Source organism: Aminobacter sp. 01T433 (assembly GCF_056398585.1).
Genome location: NZ_JBFTPR010000008.1, coordinates 159,177 through 176,021, shown reverse-complemented (window position 1 = coordinate 176,021; position 16,845 = coordinate 159,177). Strand labels below are relative to the sequence as shown.

The window sequence follows — 16,845 nt, the reverse complement described above, 5'->3', positions numbered from 1 at the left end:
CATCGGCAAAGAACCTTGCGACGTGCTCTCGCCGCAGCCAAATCCGGAGGTGGGTGCAATGCCGCGGGCAGAGCGTTCGGCGCGATGGCCAGGTCCCGCGACTAGACCAGTTCCACCTCAACAACACCCGGTACGGCCCGCATCGCAGATGCTATCGACGGCGTGATGCGATAGCGGTTGGGCAGTTCGATCTCGATCTCGCCTTGCGCCTCGCCCTTGAGCACGATGAAGCTGACCTCGCCCTCGCCGCGCACGGTCAGCTGGTTGGACAGCATGTTCAACGGAGCTGCATCGCGCACGAAGATGCGCAATGTCTTTTGCACCCGGCTCGCTTCGTCCTCGAGCGACTGCACGGTCTGGATGCGCAGATTGACACCCTCAGGGCGGTCTTCCGCTGCGACCGTAATGACCACCGACCTGCCCGGCTCAAGCAGGTCGCGATACTGCGCCAGCGCCTCCGAAAACAGCACAGACTCATATTGCCCGGAGACGTCGGAGAACTGGATGACGCCCATCTTGTTGCCGGTCTTGGTCTTGCGCTCCTGCTTGGTCGTGACCGTTCCGGCGAGGCGGCCGGCGGTCGCGCCACGCTTCACGGCGGCGGCGAAATCGGTCCAGTTCTGGACACGCATCTTTTCGAGTGCCGACTTGTACTCGTCGAGCGGATGCGCCGACAGGTAGAAGCCGACGACCTGGAACTCGCGGTGCAACCGGTCCGCCGGCAGCCAGGCATCGGCCTGCGGCAGATGCAGCACCGGCGCCTGGCCAGAAAAAGCGCTGCCGAAAATATCGGACTGGCCAAGCGTGGCGTTCTCATGCGCCAGCGAAGCCAGGCCCATCATCCGCTCGATGCCGGCCATCAGTGCAGCGCGCTCATAGCCGAAACAGTCGAAGGCGCCGGCCATGATCAGGCTTTCAAAGACACGCTTGCCGACGATCTTGGGGTCGATGCGCTCGCAGAAATCGGCGAGACTGGCGAAAGGCTTTTCCGTGCGCTTGGCAACGATGTGCTGGACCGCGGCCTCACCCACGCCCTTGATGGCGGCGAGCGAGTAGAAGATCTTCTTTTCGCCGACCTCGAAGTCGCGGAAGCTGGTCATGACCGAGGGCGGCACAACATCAATGCCAAGGCGCATGGCATCCTGGCGGAAGTCGTTGAGCTTGTCGGTGTTCGACATGTCGTAGGTCATCGACCCAGCGAGGAACTCGACCGGGTAATGCGCCTTGAGATACGCCGTCTGGTAGGAAACGATCGCGTATGCAGCGGCGTGCGACTTGTTGAAGCCGTAGTCGGCGAACTTGGCGAGCAGATCAAAGATGGAGTTGGATTGGGGCTTGGAGACGCCCTTTTCCATCGCACCGGTGACGAAGCGCTCGCGCTGCTTGTCCATCTCGGCGCGGATCTTCTTGCCCATGGCGCGGCGTAGAAGATCGGCTTCGCCGAGCGAATAGCCCGACAGCTCCTGCGCGATCTGCATCACCTGTTCCTGGTAGACGATGACCCCTTGGGTCTCCTTCACCAGATGGTCGATCATCGGATGGATCGAGGCGATCTCCTCGTCGCCATGCTTGCGGGCGTTGTAGGTCGGGATGTTCTCCATCGGGCCGGGACGATAGAGCGCCACCAGCGCGATGATGTCTTCGACGCGGTCGGGTTTCATGCCGATCAGCGCCTTGCGCATGCCGGCACTTTCAACCTGGAAGATGCCGACGGTCTCGCCGCGCGACAGCATGGCGTAGGTCAGCGGATCATCGAGCGGGATCAGAGCCAGGTCGATATCGACACCACGCCGGCTAATGAAATACAGCGCCTTTTGCAGCACCGTCAGGGTCTTCAGGCCAAGGAAGTCGAACTTCACCAGCCCGGCCTGCTCGACATATTTCATGTTGAACTGGGTGACCGGCATGTCCGAGCGCGGATCGCGGTACATCGGCACCAGTTCCGACAGCGGCCGGTCGCCGATGACGATGCCGGCGGCATGGGTCGAGGCGTGGCGATAGAGCCCTTCGAGCTTCTGGGCCATGTCGAGCAGCGTCTGCACGATCGGCTCGCGCTCGGCTTCTTCGGCAAAGCGCGGCTCGCCCTCGATGGCCTGTCCCAGGGTCACCGGATTGGCCGGGTTCTGCGGCACCATCTTGCACAGCTTGTCGACCTGGCCATAAGGCATCTGCAGCACGCGGCCGACGTCGCGCAGCACGGCGCGAGCCTGAAGCGTGCCGAATGTGATGATCTGGCCGACCTGTTCGCGGCCATACTTGCCCTGGACGTAGCGGATGACCTCTTCACGCCGGTCCTGGCAGAAGTCGATGTCGAAGTCGGGCATCGAGACGCGGTCGGGGTTGAGGAAACGCTCGAACAGCAGCGAAAAACGCAAAGGGTCGACGTCGGTGATGGTGAGCGCATAGGCGACCAGCGAACCGGCACCAGAACCACGACCGGGACCGACCGGGATGCCTTGCATCTTTCCCCATTTGATGAAGTCGGCAACGATCAGGAAGTAGCCCGGAAACTTCATGCGCTCGATGATGCCGAGCTCGTATTCCAGCCGCTCGGTATATTGCTCTGGTGTGTAGCCTTCGGCCAAGCCGCGCGAGGCGATGCGCATGGCAAGCCCCTCATGCGCCTGCCGCGTCAGCTCCGCGGCCTCCGCTGCAACCGCGGCAGCCGCATCGGCGATGTCGCCACCAGTGAAGCGCGGCAGGATCGGATCGCGGTTCTTGGGATAGTAGGAACAGCGGCGGGCAATCTCTACCGTGTTGTCAATCGCCTCAGGCAGATCGGCAAAAAGCTCCGCCATCTCCTTCTGCGACTTGAGAAAATTGTCGGGCGTCAGCCGTCGGCGATTGTCTTCGGCGACCACCGAACCCTCGGCGATGGCGATGAGCGCGTCATGCGCCTCATAGTCGGCGCGCGCCGGGAAAAATGCCTCGTTGGTGGCGACCAGCGGCAGATAGTGGCGATAGGCAAGCTCAATGGTTGCCGCCTCGACAACGCGGTCATAGCCGGCCAGCCGTTCAAGCTCGACATAGAGCCTGTCGCCGAACAACGCCTTCAGGCTCAGCAGGCGGCTTTCGGCGAGTGCCGCGTGGTCACTCTTGATCGCGGCACCGATCGGTCCACGCGGCCCGCCGGTCAGGCAGATGATGCCTTCGGCCGAAGCTGCAAGCCAATCGAGCGTCGCATGGACTGGATCGCCTGGCGGCGTCTCCAGATAGAGCCGACTGACCAGCCGCACGAGATTGGCGTAACCGGTCTCGGTCGCGGCGATCAGCACGACAGGGAACAAAACGAGCGCCTGCTTCCAGCCATGGCTGCGCTGGGTGTCGTCGCCTCCATCTGCAAAGTCGATATCGACCTGGCATCCGATCAGTGGCTGTATGCCGTCCTTGGTCGCCTTCTGGGCGAATTCGAGCGCACCGAACAAATTATTGCTGTCGGTAACGGCAATCGCTGGCGCCGCATCTTTTACGGCATGGGCGACGACCTTGTTGAGCGGCAAGGCGCCTTCAAGCAGCGAATAGGCAGAATGGACGCGAAGATGAATGAACATCCGCGCCGAAACCTCTGGCTTTTCTGCATTTTTCAACGCTTCACGCTTGAGCGGATCGCGTGGGAGCCTGTCACTCGACATCGAATCGTTTGCCTTGCAAGGGAGATTTCGGCCGCCATGTTCCGCCACGCCCGCTGCCATGTCCATCCCGCAAGGGGTCGCGCCGGCAACGGCTTGTGGAGTATCATCGCGGTCGCCGCTTTACGACCGCTTTGCGTCGCCTTCGCGGTTGATCGCCTCGGCAAAACCTGAAACCTTGCCGCCGAACTTTTGCCCCTGATTTCTCTTGAAGGAACATCGCCATGAAAACCCGCGCCGCCGTAGCCGTAGGAGCTGGAAAGCCGCTTGAGATCATGGAGGTCGACCTCGAAGGGCCGCGCGAGGGCGAGGTGCTGGTCGAGATCAAGGCGACCGGCATCTGCCACACCGACGAGTTCACGCTGTCGGGCGCCGATCCCGAAGGCATCTTCCCAGCCATTCTCGGCCATGAGGGTGCGGGCGTCGTCGTCGATGTCGGCAAGGGGGTGACCTCGCTCAAGAAGGGCGACCACGTCATCCCGCTCTACACGCCCGAATGCCGCTCGTGCCCGTCGTGCCTCAGCCGCAAGACCAACCTCTGCACCGCCATCCGCGCGACCCAGGGCCAGGGCCTGATGCCGGATGGCTCGAGCCGCTTTTCCATCGGCAAGGACAAGATCTTCCACTACATGGGCTGCTCGACATTCTCGAACTTCACCGTGCTGCCCGAGATCGCGCTCGCCAAGGTCAATCCCGACGCGCCGTTCGACAAGATCTGCTACATCGGCTGCGGCGTGACCACCGGCATTGGTGCTGTCATCAACACCGCCAAGGTCGAGATCGGCGCGACTGCGATCGTCTTCGGCTTGGGCGGCATCGGCCTCAACGTGCTGCAGGGTCTGCGCCTTGCCGGTGCCGACATGATCATCGGCGTCGACATCAACAATGACCGCAAGGCTTGGGGCGAAAAGTTCGGCATGACGCATTTCGTCAACCCGAAGGAGGTCGACGGCGACATCGTTCCTTACCTCGTCAACATGACCAAGCGTGGTGCCGACCAAATCGGCGGCGCCGACTACACCTTCGACTGCACCGGCAACGTCAAGGTGATGCGCCAGGCGCTCGAAGCCAGCCATCGCGGCTGGGGCGAAAGCATCGTCATCGGTGTCGCCGGTGCTGGCCAGGAGATCGCCACGCGTCCGTTCCAGCTGGTCACCGGCCGGACCTGGAAGGGCACCGCCTTCGGCGGCGCGCGCGGCCGCACCGATGTGCCCAAGATCGTCGACTGGTACATGGAGGGCAAGATCCAGATCGACCCGATGATCACCCACACCCTCAAGCTCGAAGACATCAACAAGGGCTTTGACCTGATGCATGCCGGCGAGAGCATCAGGAGCGTCGTGGTCTACTGATGAGCGAGGTCGCATACGAGGTCGACGTCAGGGGGTTGGACGACCTGCCCCCACGCGACCTCTATGCGATGCTGAAGATGCGCATCGACGTCTTCGTCGTTGAACAGAAATGCGCATTCCCCGAAATGGACGGCAAGGATCCTGAGGCGTTGCACCTCAGGTTGCTTGCCGGCACGGAATTGCTGGCGAGCACACGTATCATCGCGCCGTTCGGCGTCGAGGACCCGGCCCAAATTGGCCGGGTCGTCGTGTCGCCCGACCATCGCGGCAAGCGCCTCGGCGAAAAGCTGATGGCGGAATCCATCTCCGCCTGCGAACGGCTGTTTCCGGACCGGCCTATCGAGCTCTCTGCGCAGAGCCACCTCGAGAAGTTTTATGCGTCGTTCGGCTTCGAGACGGTGTCGGAGGAATATCTGGAAGACGATATCCCCCATATCGACATGCTGCGTCAGAAGTCGCACACCGGCTCGACAACTCAAAGTCAGGCCTGACGTCCACGCCATCGGCGCCACCCTGGAACTTGCCATGCCAGGCATCGGCCTTTTCGGCCCATTGTTCGTGATTGATCAGATGTGCCATGGTCGGCCTCTGTTCGAAGCCCGACCATAGCCAAAGATATCCTCTCCCGGAACCATGCCTGAAATGACCGAAAATGCCCCCATCATCTATGTCGATGCCGACGCCTGCCCGGTTAAAGACGAGGTGGTGAAGGTCGCTGAACGGCTGGACCTTATCGTCACCTTCGTCTCCAATGGCGGCCTCAGGCCGTCGCGCGACCCGATGATCCGCAACGTCGTCGTCTCCAAGGGAGCGGACGCAGCCGACGACTGGATTGTCGAGAATGCGCGCGCCAACGACATCGTCGTCACCGCCGACATTCCGCTGGCTGCCAGAGCTGTAGCGCTTGGCGCCCATGTACTGGGCCCCACCGGCAGGCCGTTCACGCCCGAAAGCATCGGAATGGCAGTGGCCATGCGCGACCTCAAGCAGCATCTACGCGAAACCGGCGAGAGCAAGGGCTACAACGCATCTTTCGCGCCACAGGATCGCTCGCGCTTTCTGGGCGCCCTTGACCAGGCGGCACGACGGGCGCTCCGGTCGGTTCCTTCCGGCAAAGGTGCGCCCGCATGATGCGGTTTCGCCGACATTTCATTTTCGCGGCCAGCGCCGCTGTCGGCTTGATCGCACTTGGTGCGGCTTTGTTTCTGCAACATCCCTTGAGCTATGCAATTGCCGCCAATGCTTTCTTCGTGGCCTATATTTTCCTGGTGCTGCGCGAAATGCCGAAGCTGACGGCCGACTTCCTGAGCCGGCGTGCCCAGCAGGCGGACGAGCCTGTCTGGATCATCTTCCTGGTCACCATCGGCATCGTTGCAGTGGCGGTAGGATCGCTGTTTGTACTGATGAACGCGAAGCAGAGCCCGCATCCCTACTGGCTTGCCTTTTCGCTGCTGTCATTGCCATTGGGCTGGTCCACCATCCATGCCATGGCGGCGTTGCACTATGCCCACCTCTTCTGGAAAGGCGACAAGAACCAAACGACCTCAACACGCAGCCGCATTCCGGTCGGCGGATTGATATTTCCCGATACCGAGCGCCCTTGCGGCTGGGATTTTCTCTATTTCTCCCTCGTCATCGGCATGACCGCCCAGACCGCCGACACCAACATCTCCACCACGGTGATGCGAAAGGCTGTAATGGCCCATTCGGTCCTGTCGTTCTTCTTCAACACCATCATCGTGGCTGCCGCGGTCAATCTCGTGGTTTCACTGGCCAGTTGACCGGCTCACGCGAATATCATCGCAACGGCGAAACAAAAGCCAATCTCCAAGCGTAATCACTTCCGAAGGGGCGTAAAATGACGTCCCGCGATGGCTGAGGCCACGGGAGATCAGGTGCGATGGAAAGCCAGGCACGCACAGCGCAGCAGGCGGATGAGCAGCCCGCGCCGATCGCCGATGGCGAACTCGTCTACCGGCAAACGCGCTGGACACGCGTCACCCACTGGGTCTGGGCGCTATCGTTGTTTTTCCTGCTGTTGAGCGGCCTGCAGATCTTCAATGCGCACCCCGCACTCTATATCGGCAAGCAGTCCGGCTTCGCTTTCAGCAACGATGTGCTGACCATCTCCGCGGAAGATACCGCAACTGGACCAGTTGGTTACACGACAGTTCTTGGACATCGGTTCAACACGACGGGCGTGCTTGGTCTCTCCGGTCCGGCCGACAATCCGAGCGGCCGCGCCTTTCCAGCGTGGGCTACCATCCCGTCCGGCCAGGACCTGGCTACGGGTCGAGTAGTGCATTTCTTCTTCGCCTGGCTTTTGTCCGCAACGTTGCTCGTCTGGTTCATTGCCAGCCTGTTCAACGGTCATCTGCGCCGCGATCTCGCGCCTGGCGTCGATGACCTGCGCCGGCTGCCCAAGGACATCTCCGACCACGCAAGGCTGAAATTCCATCACAGCCGCGACTACAACACCCTGCAGAAGCTCGCCTATGGCGGCGTGTTGTTCGTGCTGCTGCCACTGATGATCCTGACCGGGCTCGCCATGTCGCCGAGCATGAACGCCGCGATCCCGTTCCTCACTGACCTGTTCGGTGGACGGCAGACAGCACGCACCATCCATTTCATCACCATGCTGCTGATCGTCGGCTTCTTCATCGTTCACATGCTGATGATCCTCGCCGCCGGTCCGATTAACGAACTGCGCTCGATCGTCACCGGCTGGTATCGTACCGATCCGGCTGAAAACGACCGCCCCAAAGGGAGCGAATGAGATGCCCAAATTGGACATGCCAAAGTTCCAGCTTACCCGCAGGCGCTTCCTCACCGCAGCCACGCTCGGGGCATCGACCGTTGCGCTGTCTGGCTGCGATGCCTTCGACTTCCTGCAGGACCGCGACAGCGGCGTGCGCAACTTCCTCACGGGTGCCAACGATCTGACCTACCAAGCTCAAAGACTGATCGCCGGCCGCAACTCCCTGGCGCAGGAATTCACCGAGGCAGACATCCGCCAGCCGCAGCGGCCGAACGGCATCACCGCGCCTAACGACGGCGTCTATTTGGGGCTCCAGTCCAACGATTTCTCCGATTGGCGGCTAGAGGTCATTGGCTTAGTCGAAAAGCCGCTGTCACTGTCGCGGCAACAACTGATGGACATGCCCTCGCGCACCCAGATCACCCGCCATGACTGTGTCGAAGGCTGGAGCTGCATCGCCAAATGGACCGGCGTGCCGATGGCGCTGGTGCTCGACCAGGCGGTGGTCAAGCCTGAGGCGCGCTATGTCGTTTTCCATTGCCTCGATACGATCGAGCAAAGCCTGTCGGGCGACATCAAATATTACGGCTCGATCGACCTGATCGACGCGCGCCATCCGCAAACGATCCTCGCCTATGGCATGAATGGTGGGCCGCTGCCGGTGGAAAACGGGGCGCCGCTGCGCGTGCGGGTCGAGCGCCAGCTCGGCTACAAGATGCCGAAATACCTCCACAAGATCGAACTGGTCGACAGCTTTGGGCCCATGGGCCTCGGCAAGGGGGGCTATTGGGAAGACCGCGGCTACGACTGGTATGGCGGCATATGACGGCGATCGTCCGATCGTGGGGTCCTCGCCGCCACTACCCGGAAGTATTGGATAGGACTATCCTCCCGGTGAATAAGCACTGCGCGTCTAGGTGACAAAGCGTCGTGCTTGGGATATTGACGACTCGTCGAGGGCCTTTGCGGGCTCTACCTGTTTGCGGGAGAGAACAGCGGAAGCTGTCGCCGAAGGGGAAATCGCCCGAAATCTCTCAGGCAAAAGAACCGTAGACGGGAAAGACACTCTGGAAAGTCGGGACTTTGATCCCGCGCCGAAGGTGTAAGCGCTGCCGACAGAGTTCCGGAGCGCGAGTCTCTCAGGCTTCAGACAGAGGGGCACGGAATGGCCGCCGCAGCGGCTGGACACGTGCGACTCTGGAGAAGACATGACGGGCGACAACACCAACGAACTACCCCTTGCAGACCTGCATTCCGCCGCTGGTGCGCGCTTTGGCGCCTTCGCCGGCTGGAACATGCCGCTGACTTACCCTGCCGGCGTGATGAAGGAACACCTTCACACGCGTGAACATGTCGGCCTGTTCGATATCTCCCACATGAAGCTGTTCGTGGTCAGCGGCCCAGGTGCTGCCGACCTGCTCAACCGGGCCTGCCCGCTTGATGCCAAGGCACTTGAATTCAAGCAGTCGAAATACACCTTCTTCCTCACCGAGAGCGCGGGCGTCATCGACGACCTGATCATCACCAGGCTCGGCGACGAGCGTTTCATGGTGGTGGCCAACGCTGGCAATGCCGCAACCGACGAAGCGCATCTGCGCGCTCTGGCCAAGGATTTCAACGCCAAGGTCGAGCCGCTTGACCGCGTCTTCATCGCCATTCAGGGCCCGGAAGCAGCTACGGTGCTCGGACAAGCCGGCATCGACACCGACGACCTGTTTTTCATGCAGGGCTTCGAGCCCCGCGCCAACTGGTTCATGAGCCGTTCGGGCTACACCGGCGAGGACGGTTTCGAGATCGGCCTGCCGGAAGCCGACGCCCGCGAACTGCTGGGCAAACTGCTCGGCGACGAGCGCGTCATGTGGATCGGCCTTGCCGCCCGCGACAGCCTGCGCCTTGAAGCTGGCCTGTGCCTGCACGGCAACGACATCACACCCGATACCGACCCGGCAAGTGCCGGCCTGATGTGGGCGATACCCAAGGACCTGCGCGCTGACGGCAAGTTCATCGGCGCTGCGGCTCTGGCCAAAATCCTCGCTGAAGGCGCCAAGGAAAAGCGCGTTGGCTTGAAGCCCGAGGGCCGCCAGCCGGTCCGTTCAGGTGCTGAACTCTTTGACGCCGACGGCAATCCGATCGGCCGCGTCACGTCAGGCGGCTTTGGCCCATCGGCTGGCTTCCCGGTCGCCATGGGCTACGTCTCAACGCCGCTCGCCAAGGCCGGAACCCGCGTCTTCGCAGACGTGCGCGGCACCAAGGTGCCCGTCGACGTTCATTCTCTTCCCTTCACGCAGCATCGCTATCGCAAAGGATGATTTCCATGACCAAGACCTATTACACCGAAGATCACGAATGGCTGCGCGTCGAGGGCGACATCGCAACGGTCGGCATTACCGACTACGCCCAGGAACAGCTTGGCGACCTCGTTTTCGTCGAACTGCCGGAGACCGGCCGCAAGGTCGCCAAGGGCGACGTCGCGGTTGTCGTTGAATCCGTCAAGGCAGCTTCGGACGTCTATGCGCCGCTCGACGGCGAGATCATCGACGCCAATGCAACGCTCTCTTCAGATCCGGCACTCGTCAATTCGGCAGCCACCGGCGACGGCTGGCTGTGGAAGATGAAGATCGCCAATGCCGGCCAGCTCGAAGGCCTGATGGATGAAGCGGGCTACAAAGCCCATATCGGTTGACAGGATCGCCTGAGATGACCACTGCACCTTACCCCTTTTCGGCTCGTCACATCGGGCCCGGCGCGGCGGATACCCGCGCCATGCTCGCCGCAATCGGCGTGCCTTCGGTGGAAACGCTGATTTCGCAAGCCGTTCCGAAGTCGATCCGGCTCGACCGGCCGCTGGCGCTGCCGGCACCTGCGAGCGAACATGAAGCACTAGCCGAGCTCGGCGAGAAGATGGGCCGCAACAAGGTGCTGAAGAGCTTCATTGGTGCAGGCTATCACGGCGTCAATGTGCCCCCGGTCATCCAGCGCAACCTGTTCGAGAACCCGGCCTGGTACACTGCCTATACGCCTTACCAGGCCGAGATCAGCCAGGGCCGCCTGGAATTGCTGTTCCATTTCCAGACGCTGGTCGCCGAACTGACCGGCCTGCCCGTTGCCTCCGCCTCGCTGCTCGACGAAGCAACCGCGGTCGCCGAAGCTGTCGGCATCGCACTGCGCCATCATCGTGACAAGCGCAGCCGCGTCGCCCTTGCCGGGGCTGCGCATCCGCAGGTCCTCGACGTCGTGCGCACCCGCGCCGAGCCGCTCGGCACCGAGATCGACGGCGAGACCATCGACGACAACACCGCGGCGCTGATCGTTTCCTGGCCCGACACCAACGGTGTCTATGGCGACCACAAGGCGGCGATCGAAAAGGCCAAGGCAGTCGGCGCGATCGTCATCTTCGTCTCCGACCCGCTTAGCCTGACGGTCACCGACACGCCTGCCAGCCTCGGCGCCGACATCGCCACCGGCTCGATGCAGCGTTTTGGCGTGCCGATGGGCTTTGGCGGTCCGCACGCGGCCTATTGTGCCGTATCCGACAAGCTGACCCGTCTGATGCCGGGCCGCCTCGTTGGCCAGTCCGTCGACAGCAAGGGCCGTCCCGGCTACCGCCTCGCACTGCAGACGCGCGAGCAGCACATCCGCCGCGACAAGGCGACGTCGAACATCTGCACCGCCCAGGCGTTGCTTGCCAACATGGCCGCGTCCTTCGCCATCTGGCATGGCCCATCGGGGCTGCAGGCGATTGCCGAACGTATCCATGGCCTGACGAGCCGTCTCGCCGAGGGCCTGAAGGACGCCGGTCTGTCAGTGGTTGGCGACAAGCGTTTCGACACCGTCACCATCAACGCCAAGGGCAAGGCTGAAACCTTTGCCACCGAGGCCGAGAAGACCGGTCGCCTGCTGCGTGTCATCGACGCCGACCATGTTTCGGTTGCGTTCGACGAGACCTCGACGGTTGCCGACCTCGAAGCGATCGCCGCCCTGTTCGGCGCCAAGGTCGCAGCCGAGGCCAAGCGCTCGCTGCCAGGCAAGCCACGCGGCAAGGAGTTCCTGACCCAGCCGGTGTTCCATGAGAACCGCTCGGAAACCGACATGATGCGCTTGCTGCGCAGGCTGGCCGACAAGGATCTGGCGCTCGACCGCGCGATGATTCCGCTCGGCTCCTGCACCATGAAGCTCAATGCGGCTGCCGAGATGATGCCGGTCAGCTGGCCGTCGGTCGCCAACCTGCATCCGTTCGCGCCGACCAGCCATTCGCTCGGCTACCGCGCGATGACCGACGATCTCGAAGCATGGCTTTGCGAGATCACCGGCTTCGACGCTGTCAGCCTGCAGCCGAACGCCGGCAGCCAGGGCGAATATGCCGGCCTTCTGGCGATCCGCCGCTATCACCATTCGCGTGGCGAGACGCAGCGCAACATCTGCCTGATCCCGTCTTCGGCCCATGGCACCAACCCGGCAAGTGCCGCCATGGCCGGCATGGACGTGGTGGTCGTGCACTGCCTCGACGACGGCGACATCGATGTCACCGACCTCAAGGTCAAGGCGGAGCAGCATGCCGACAAGCTCGCGGCACTGATGTTCACCTACCCCTCGACGCATGGCGTGTTCGAGGAAGGCGCGCGCGACATCTGCGAGATCGTCCATGCGCATGGCGGTCAGGTCTATTTCGACGGTGCCAACCTGAACGCGATGGTCGCACTGTCACGGCCGGCCGACATCGGCGCCGACGTCTGCCACATGAACCTGCACAAGACCTTCTGCATTCCGCATGGCGGCGGCGGCCCCGGCATCGGCCCGATCGGCGTCAAGTCGCATCTTGCGCCGTTCCTGCCCGGCCACGTCGAAATCGGCAGCGCTCATGCGGTGTCGGCAGCTCCCTTCGGCAGCGCCTCGATCCTGCCGATCACCTGGATGTACATCCGGATGATGGGTGCCTCGGGCCTCAAGCAGGCGACGGAACAGGCGATCCTCAATGCCAACTACATCGTCAGCAAGCTTGAGGCGCACTATCCGGTGCTGTTCAAGGGCCGCAACGGGCGTGTCGCGCATGAGTGCATCCTCGACACCCGCGTGCTCAAGGAAACCGCTGGCATCTCGGTCGAAGACATCGCCAAGCGCCTCATCGACTACGGCTTCCACGCCCCGACGATGTCGTGGCCGGTTGCCGGCACGCTGATGGTCGAGCCGACCGAGTCCGAGCCCAAGCACGAGATCGACCGCTTCTGCGCGGCGATGATCGCGATCGCTGGCGAAGCGGCGAAGGTCGAAAAGGGCGAGTGGCCGAAGGATGACAATCCGCTGGTAAACGCTCCGCATACGGCGAAAGAGACGCTGGTTGGGGATTGGAAGCACCCCTACTCGCGCCTCGAAGCGGCCTATCCGGGCGGCGATCCCGACACTGTGGCAAAGTACTGGCCGCCAGTGTCGCGCATCGACAATGTCGCCGGCGACCGCAACCTGGTCTGCGCTTGCCCGCCGCTGAGCGAGTATCTCGGCGCCGCCGAGTAAGCTGCCTCGAAGTATACGAAACGGCCGGACACTTTGTCCGGCCGCTTCTTTTTGTGAGTTTCGGTCATACTGTCTTGGACGACGGCCCCGCCGAATGGAGCGCTAGGCTTAGGCGGACAGGAGTTCGGGGGCATGCGCCCCCGCAAGGCCTGACGAATTGGCTGTAGCGACGCGATTGCGGCCGGCGCGTTTGGCCTCGTAGAGTGCTGCGCGGCAGCGGCCAACACCTCCTCCAAGGTCGATCCTTGTTCCTGACCAAAGCCGATGCCGACACTGACGGTGCTGCGAAGCGGCCCGAGCCTGGTCGCAACGATCTCGGCAGCGAAATCAGCGCCGATCACACGCGGAAGCTCGTTGGCCTTGTCCTCGCCGATCCTCGACATGACGATGGCGAATTCCTCGCCGCCGAGGCGAAAGCCGTCCACGCCATTGTGTACATGCTCCCTGATCACCTCGGCAAAGCGCTGCAGCACCCTGTCGCCAACGGGATGACCAAAGACGTCGTTGGTGCGCTTGAAATGGTCCATGTCGAACATGGCTACCGCCATCGAAGGTCCAAACAGGGTGTTTCCGTACAGGGTACTCAAAGCCCGACGGTTCATCAGCCCGGTCAGTGGGTCAGTCATCGCCTCCGCCGTAAGCTTGTTGTGGGTGCGCAAATGGTGAAGTGAAATCGTCAAGGCACCGACGACCGTCATGCAGGCGACGGCGACGATCGTGTTCAACCGCTCGGCCCAGTTGTCAGGAGTCCCATCAAGCGTCCATTGCCCATTTGCAGCCGGGACCAGGGCACAAAGGGCAAACGAGACCGCACAGCTGCCCGCAAGCATCGTAACGGCGGCAAGAATGCGCCAGTCATGGGTTCTGGTGATCCAGAATGCGCCGGCGATCATGACAAGCAGAACCGCCACCGTGGAATACGCAATCACGAACCCCATGCCATCGAAACCGGCGGCCGTAACGACGGCGATCAAAAGCATCAGCGCCGTCACCGGCAATGCCACAACCTTGTAGCTGGTCTTGTCGAGATATTGGCCCGTAGAACAAAAGATCAGGAAGAAACCTGCCACAAGCGTTGCCAACACAAATTGGGCGAGCCACGGCTCTGCGGCGCGGCCATATTGCCAAAAGGCGATGACATGGGCGACGAGAAGTAGTATTCCGGCCGCCATCGTGAGAACGAAATTCGCCTGACGCGCGGTCAGCCAGATAGCAAGCATGGTTCCGCTCAGACAGGCGCCGGACAATGCCGTCGCGAGCAGAAGGGAACCGAAATCGAGCACGAGGCGCCCCCGCCATCTTGTTTAGTTGATCGGCTAGCAGTTATTAATCATTTTGCCGCCCAGCAACCGCCAAAGGCGAGATCATCGGTCACGGTGAACCGCCAATTTTGGATAGCGTTTACGAATGGTTGCGTTGCGCGGTCGCATCCGACAACGTGTCGCACGAACATATCAGGAACTTCTATTGCGATGCTGGCAAAACTGGCACACTTGGCAAACTGATTCGCAGCATCGGAAAAACCGTATTGAGCATGGACGATAGCAACGATCTTTTTGGCAGCCTCGACAAGCAGCCTCCCCGCCCCGTTTCCCGCCCGGCGGATCCGTTGGTGCAGGCTGCAGCAGCAGCCAAGCGCCCCGCACCGGCCGCCAAGGATGGCAGCGAAGGTTATGACGCCAGCCACATCGAGGTTCTGGAAGGGCTGGAGCCGGTGCGCCGCCGTCCAGGCATGTATATCGGTGGCACTGACGAAAAGGCGCTGCACCACCTCTTCGCCGAAGTCATCGACAATTCGATGGACGAGGCCGTCGCGGGCCATGCGACTTTCATCGAGGTCGATCTCGATGCCGAAGGCTTCTTGACCGTCACCGACAACGGCCGCGGCATGCCTGTCGACCCACATCCGAAATTCAAGGACAAGTCGGCGCTCGAAGTCATCATGACGATGCTGCACGCCGGTGGCAAATTCGATTCCAAGGTCTACGAAACGTCAGGCGGCCTGCATGGCGTCGGCGTGTCGGTGGTCAACGCCTTGTCCGACCAGCTTGAAGTCGAGGTCGCGCGCGGCCGCCAGCTCTATCGCCAGCGCTTCTCGCGCGGCGTGCCGCAAGGCGGGCTGGAGAACCTCGGCGACGTGCACAACCGGCGCGGCACAAAGGTGCGGTTTCACCCGGATCCTGATATTTTCAAGGGGGCGCATTTCGAACCGGCCCGCGTCTACAAGATGGCGCGCTCCAAGGCCTATCTATTCGGCGGCGTCGAAATCCGCTGGAGCTGCGATCCTGCGCTACTGAAGGAAAAGGACGAGACGCCGGCCAAGGCGGTGTTCCACTTCCCCGGTGGTCTCAGCGACTATCTCAAGGCCTCGCTCGGCGACGAGATGCAGGTCACCCGCGAGATTTTCTCGGGCAAGACCGAGAAGCAGGGCGGCCACGGCGCGATGGAATGGGCCGTCACCTGGTATGGCGGCGACGGCTTCATCAACTCCTATTGCAACACCATTCCGACCGGCGACGGCGGCACCCACGAAATGGGTTTCCGCAACGTGCTGACGCGTGGCCTGCGCGCCTATGCCGACCTCGTCGGCAACAAGCGCGCCTCGATCATGACCAGCGAAGACGTGATGATCTCGGCAGCTGGCATGCTGTCGGTGTTCATCCGCGAACCAGAATTCGTCGGCCAGACCAAGGACAAGCTGGCGACCGTCGAAGCCATGCGGCTTGTCGAGACCGCGATCCGCGATCCGTTCGATCACTGGCTTGCCGACAATCCGCAGGAAGCTTCCAAGCTGCTCGACTGGGTCATCGCGCGCGCCGACGAGCGCGTGCGCCGACGCCAGGAAAAGGAAGTTTCGCGCAAGAGCGCCGTGCGCAAGCTGCGCCTGCCCGGCAAGCTCGCCGACTGCACGCAGAATGCCGCCGCCGGTGCCGAGCTGTTCATCGTCGAGGGCGACTCGGCAGGTGGCTCGGCCAAGCAGGCGCGCGACCGCAAGATGCAGGCGATCCTGCCGTTGCGCGGCAAGATTCTCAACGTCGCCAGTGCTGGCCACGACAAGCTTACCGCCAACCAGCAGATCGCCGACCTGATCCAGGCGCTTGGCTGCGGCACACGCTCGAAATACCGCGACGAAGACCTTCGCTACGACCGCGTCATCATCATGACCGACGCCGACGTCGACGGTGCCCACATCGCTTCGCTGTTGATCACCTTCTTCTACCAGGAGATGCCCCAGCTGATCCGCGACGGCCATCTCTACATGGCGGTGCCGCCTCTCTACAGCCTGCGCCAGGGTGGCAAGGTCGGCTACGCGCGCGACGACGCCCACAAGGAAGAGCTCTTGCGCACCGAGTTCAACGGGCGCGGCAAGGTCGAGATCGGCCGCTTCAAGGGCCTTGGCGAGATGATGGCGAGCCAGCTCAAGGAAACGACGATGGACCCCAAGAAGCGCACGCTTCTGCGGGTCGACGTACTTGATGCAGAAGACGCCACCAAGTCGGCTGTCGATGCGCTGATGGGCACCAAGCCGGAAGCCCGCTTCCGCTTCATCCAGGACCGCGCCGAATTCGCGCAGACAGAAGTGCTGGATATCTGAGCG

Annotated in this window: 12 protein-coding genes, 1 pseudogene and 1 riboswitch; of the genes and pseudogenes, 11 read left to right on the top strand and 2 right to left on the bottom strand. The window is 62.3% G+C overall.

Annotated features, from left to right (window positions below; genetic code table 11):
- Positions 1 to 101: 101 nt before the first annotated feature.
- Positions 102 to 3,632, bottom strand: a complete 3,531-nt coding sequence (gene dnaE / locus AC1DLV_RS16490; RefSeq protein WP_476800880.1) for a DNA polymerase III subunit alpha — start codon at positions 3,630 to 3,632, stop codon at positions 102 to 104.
- Here dnaE and AC1DLV_RS16485 point away from each other — a divergent pair.
- The 10 genes from AC1DLV_RS16485 to gcvP all read left to right on the top strand — a co-directional run bounded on the left by AC1DLV_RS16485 (position 3,540) and on the right by gcvP (position 13,247).
- Entirely contained in the window at positions 3,540 to 3,803 is a 264-nt protein-coding gene (locus tag AC1DLV_RS16485; RefSeq protein WP_476836195.1) for a hypothetical protein, read from the top strand. The genes dnaE and AC1DLV_RS16485 overlap by 93 nt on opposite strands.
- Before the next feature lie 50 nt (positions 3,804 to 3,853).
- Positions 3,854 to 4,981: an S-(hydroxymethyl)glutathione dehydrogenase/class III alcohol dehydrogenase gene (locus AC1DLV_RS16480; protein WP_476800881.1), complete on the top strand. Its 1,128-nt coding sequence runs from the start codon at positions 3,854 to 3,856 to the stop codon at positions 4,979 to 4,981.
- On the top strand, positions 4,981 to 5,472 hold the full coding sequence (locus AC1DLV_RS16475) for a GNAT family N-acetyltransferase (protein WP_476800882.1): 492 nt from the start codon (positions 4,981 to 4,983) through the stop codon (positions 5,470 to 5,472). The genes AC1DLV_RS16480 and AC1DLV_RS16475 overlap by 1 nt, the downstream gene beginning before the upstream one ends.
- Before the next feature lie 151 nt (positions 5,473 to 5,623).
- Positions 5,624 to 6,112: a YaiI/YqxD family protein gene (locus AC1DLV_RS16470; RefSeq protein ID WP_476800883.1), complete on the top strand. Its 489-nt coding sequence runs from the start codon at positions 5,624 to 5,626 to the stop codon at positions 6,110 to 6,112.
- A complete protein-coding gene (locus AC1DLV_RS16465; RefSeq protein WP_476800884.1) occupies positions 6,109 to 6,762 on the top strand; it encodes a DUF1345 domain-containing protein in 654 nt (217 codons plus the stop codon). Before AC1DLV_RS16470 ends, AC1DLV_RS16465 begins: the two co-directional genes overlap by 4 nt.
- A 119-nt stretch (positions 6,763 to 6,881) precedes the next feature.
- Complete coding sequence (locus AC1DLV_RS16460; protein ID WP_476800885.1) at positions 6,882 to 7,757, top strand: cytochrome b/b6 domain-containing protein; 876 nt, start codon at positions 6,882 to 6,884, stop codon at positions 7,755 to 7,757.
- A gap of 16 nt (positions 7,758 to 7,773) precedes the next feature.
- A complete protein-coding gene (locus AC1DLV_RS16455; RefSeq protein ID WP_476801031.1) occupies positions 7,774 to 8,565 on the top strand; it encodes a molybdopterin-binding protein in 792 nt (263 codons plus the stop codon).
- 147 nt (positions 8,566 to 8,712) lie between these two features.
- A riboswitch (glycine riboswitch) is annotated at positions 8,713 to 8,799 on the top strand.
- A 148-nt stretch (positions 8,800 to 8,947) separates the two neighbouring features.
- Positions 8,948 to 10,048 (top strand): glycine cleavage system aminomethyltransferase GcvT, encoded by a 1,101-nt coding sequence (gene gcvT / locus AC1DLV_RS16450; protein WP_476800886.1) that lies wholly within the window; start codon positions 8,948 to 8,950, stop codon positions 10,046 to 10,048.
- Positions 10,049 to 10,053: 5 nt separating this feature from the next.
- Positions 10,054 to 10,422 (top strand): glycine cleavage system protein GcvH, encoded by a 369-nt coding sequence (gcvH, locus tag AC1DLV_RS16445; protein WP_395447006.1) that lies wholly within the window; start codon positions 10,054 to 10,056, stop codon positions 10,420 to 10,422.
- A 14-nt stretch (positions 10,423 to 10,436) separates the two neighbouring features.
- Positions 10,437 to 13,247, top strand: coding sequence for an aminomethyl-transferring glycine dehydrogenase (gcvP, locus tag AC1DLV_RS16440; protein ID WP_476836187.1), 2,811 nt, complete (start codon positions 10,437 to 10,439; stop codon positions 13,245 to 13,247).
- 266 nt (positions 13,248 to 13,513) lie between these two features.
- Here the strand turns inward: gcvP and AC1DLV_RS16435 are convergent.
- A pseudogene (locus tag AC1DLV_RS16435) lies at positions 13,514 to 13,849 on the bottom strand (GGDEF domain-containing protein); the annotation flags it as partial.
- 932 nt (positions 13,850 to 14,781) lie between these two features.
- Between AC1DLV_RS16435 and parE the strand changes: the two are divergent.
- Positions 14,782 to 16,842: a DNA topoisomerase IV subunit B gene (parE, locus tag AC1DLV_RS16430; RefSeq protein ID WP_476801032.1), complete on the top strand. Its 2,061-nt coding sequence runs from the start codon at positions 14,782 to 14,784 to the stop codon at positions 16,840 to 16,842.
- The last annotated feature ends 3 nt before the right edge of the window (positions 16,843 to 16,845 follow it).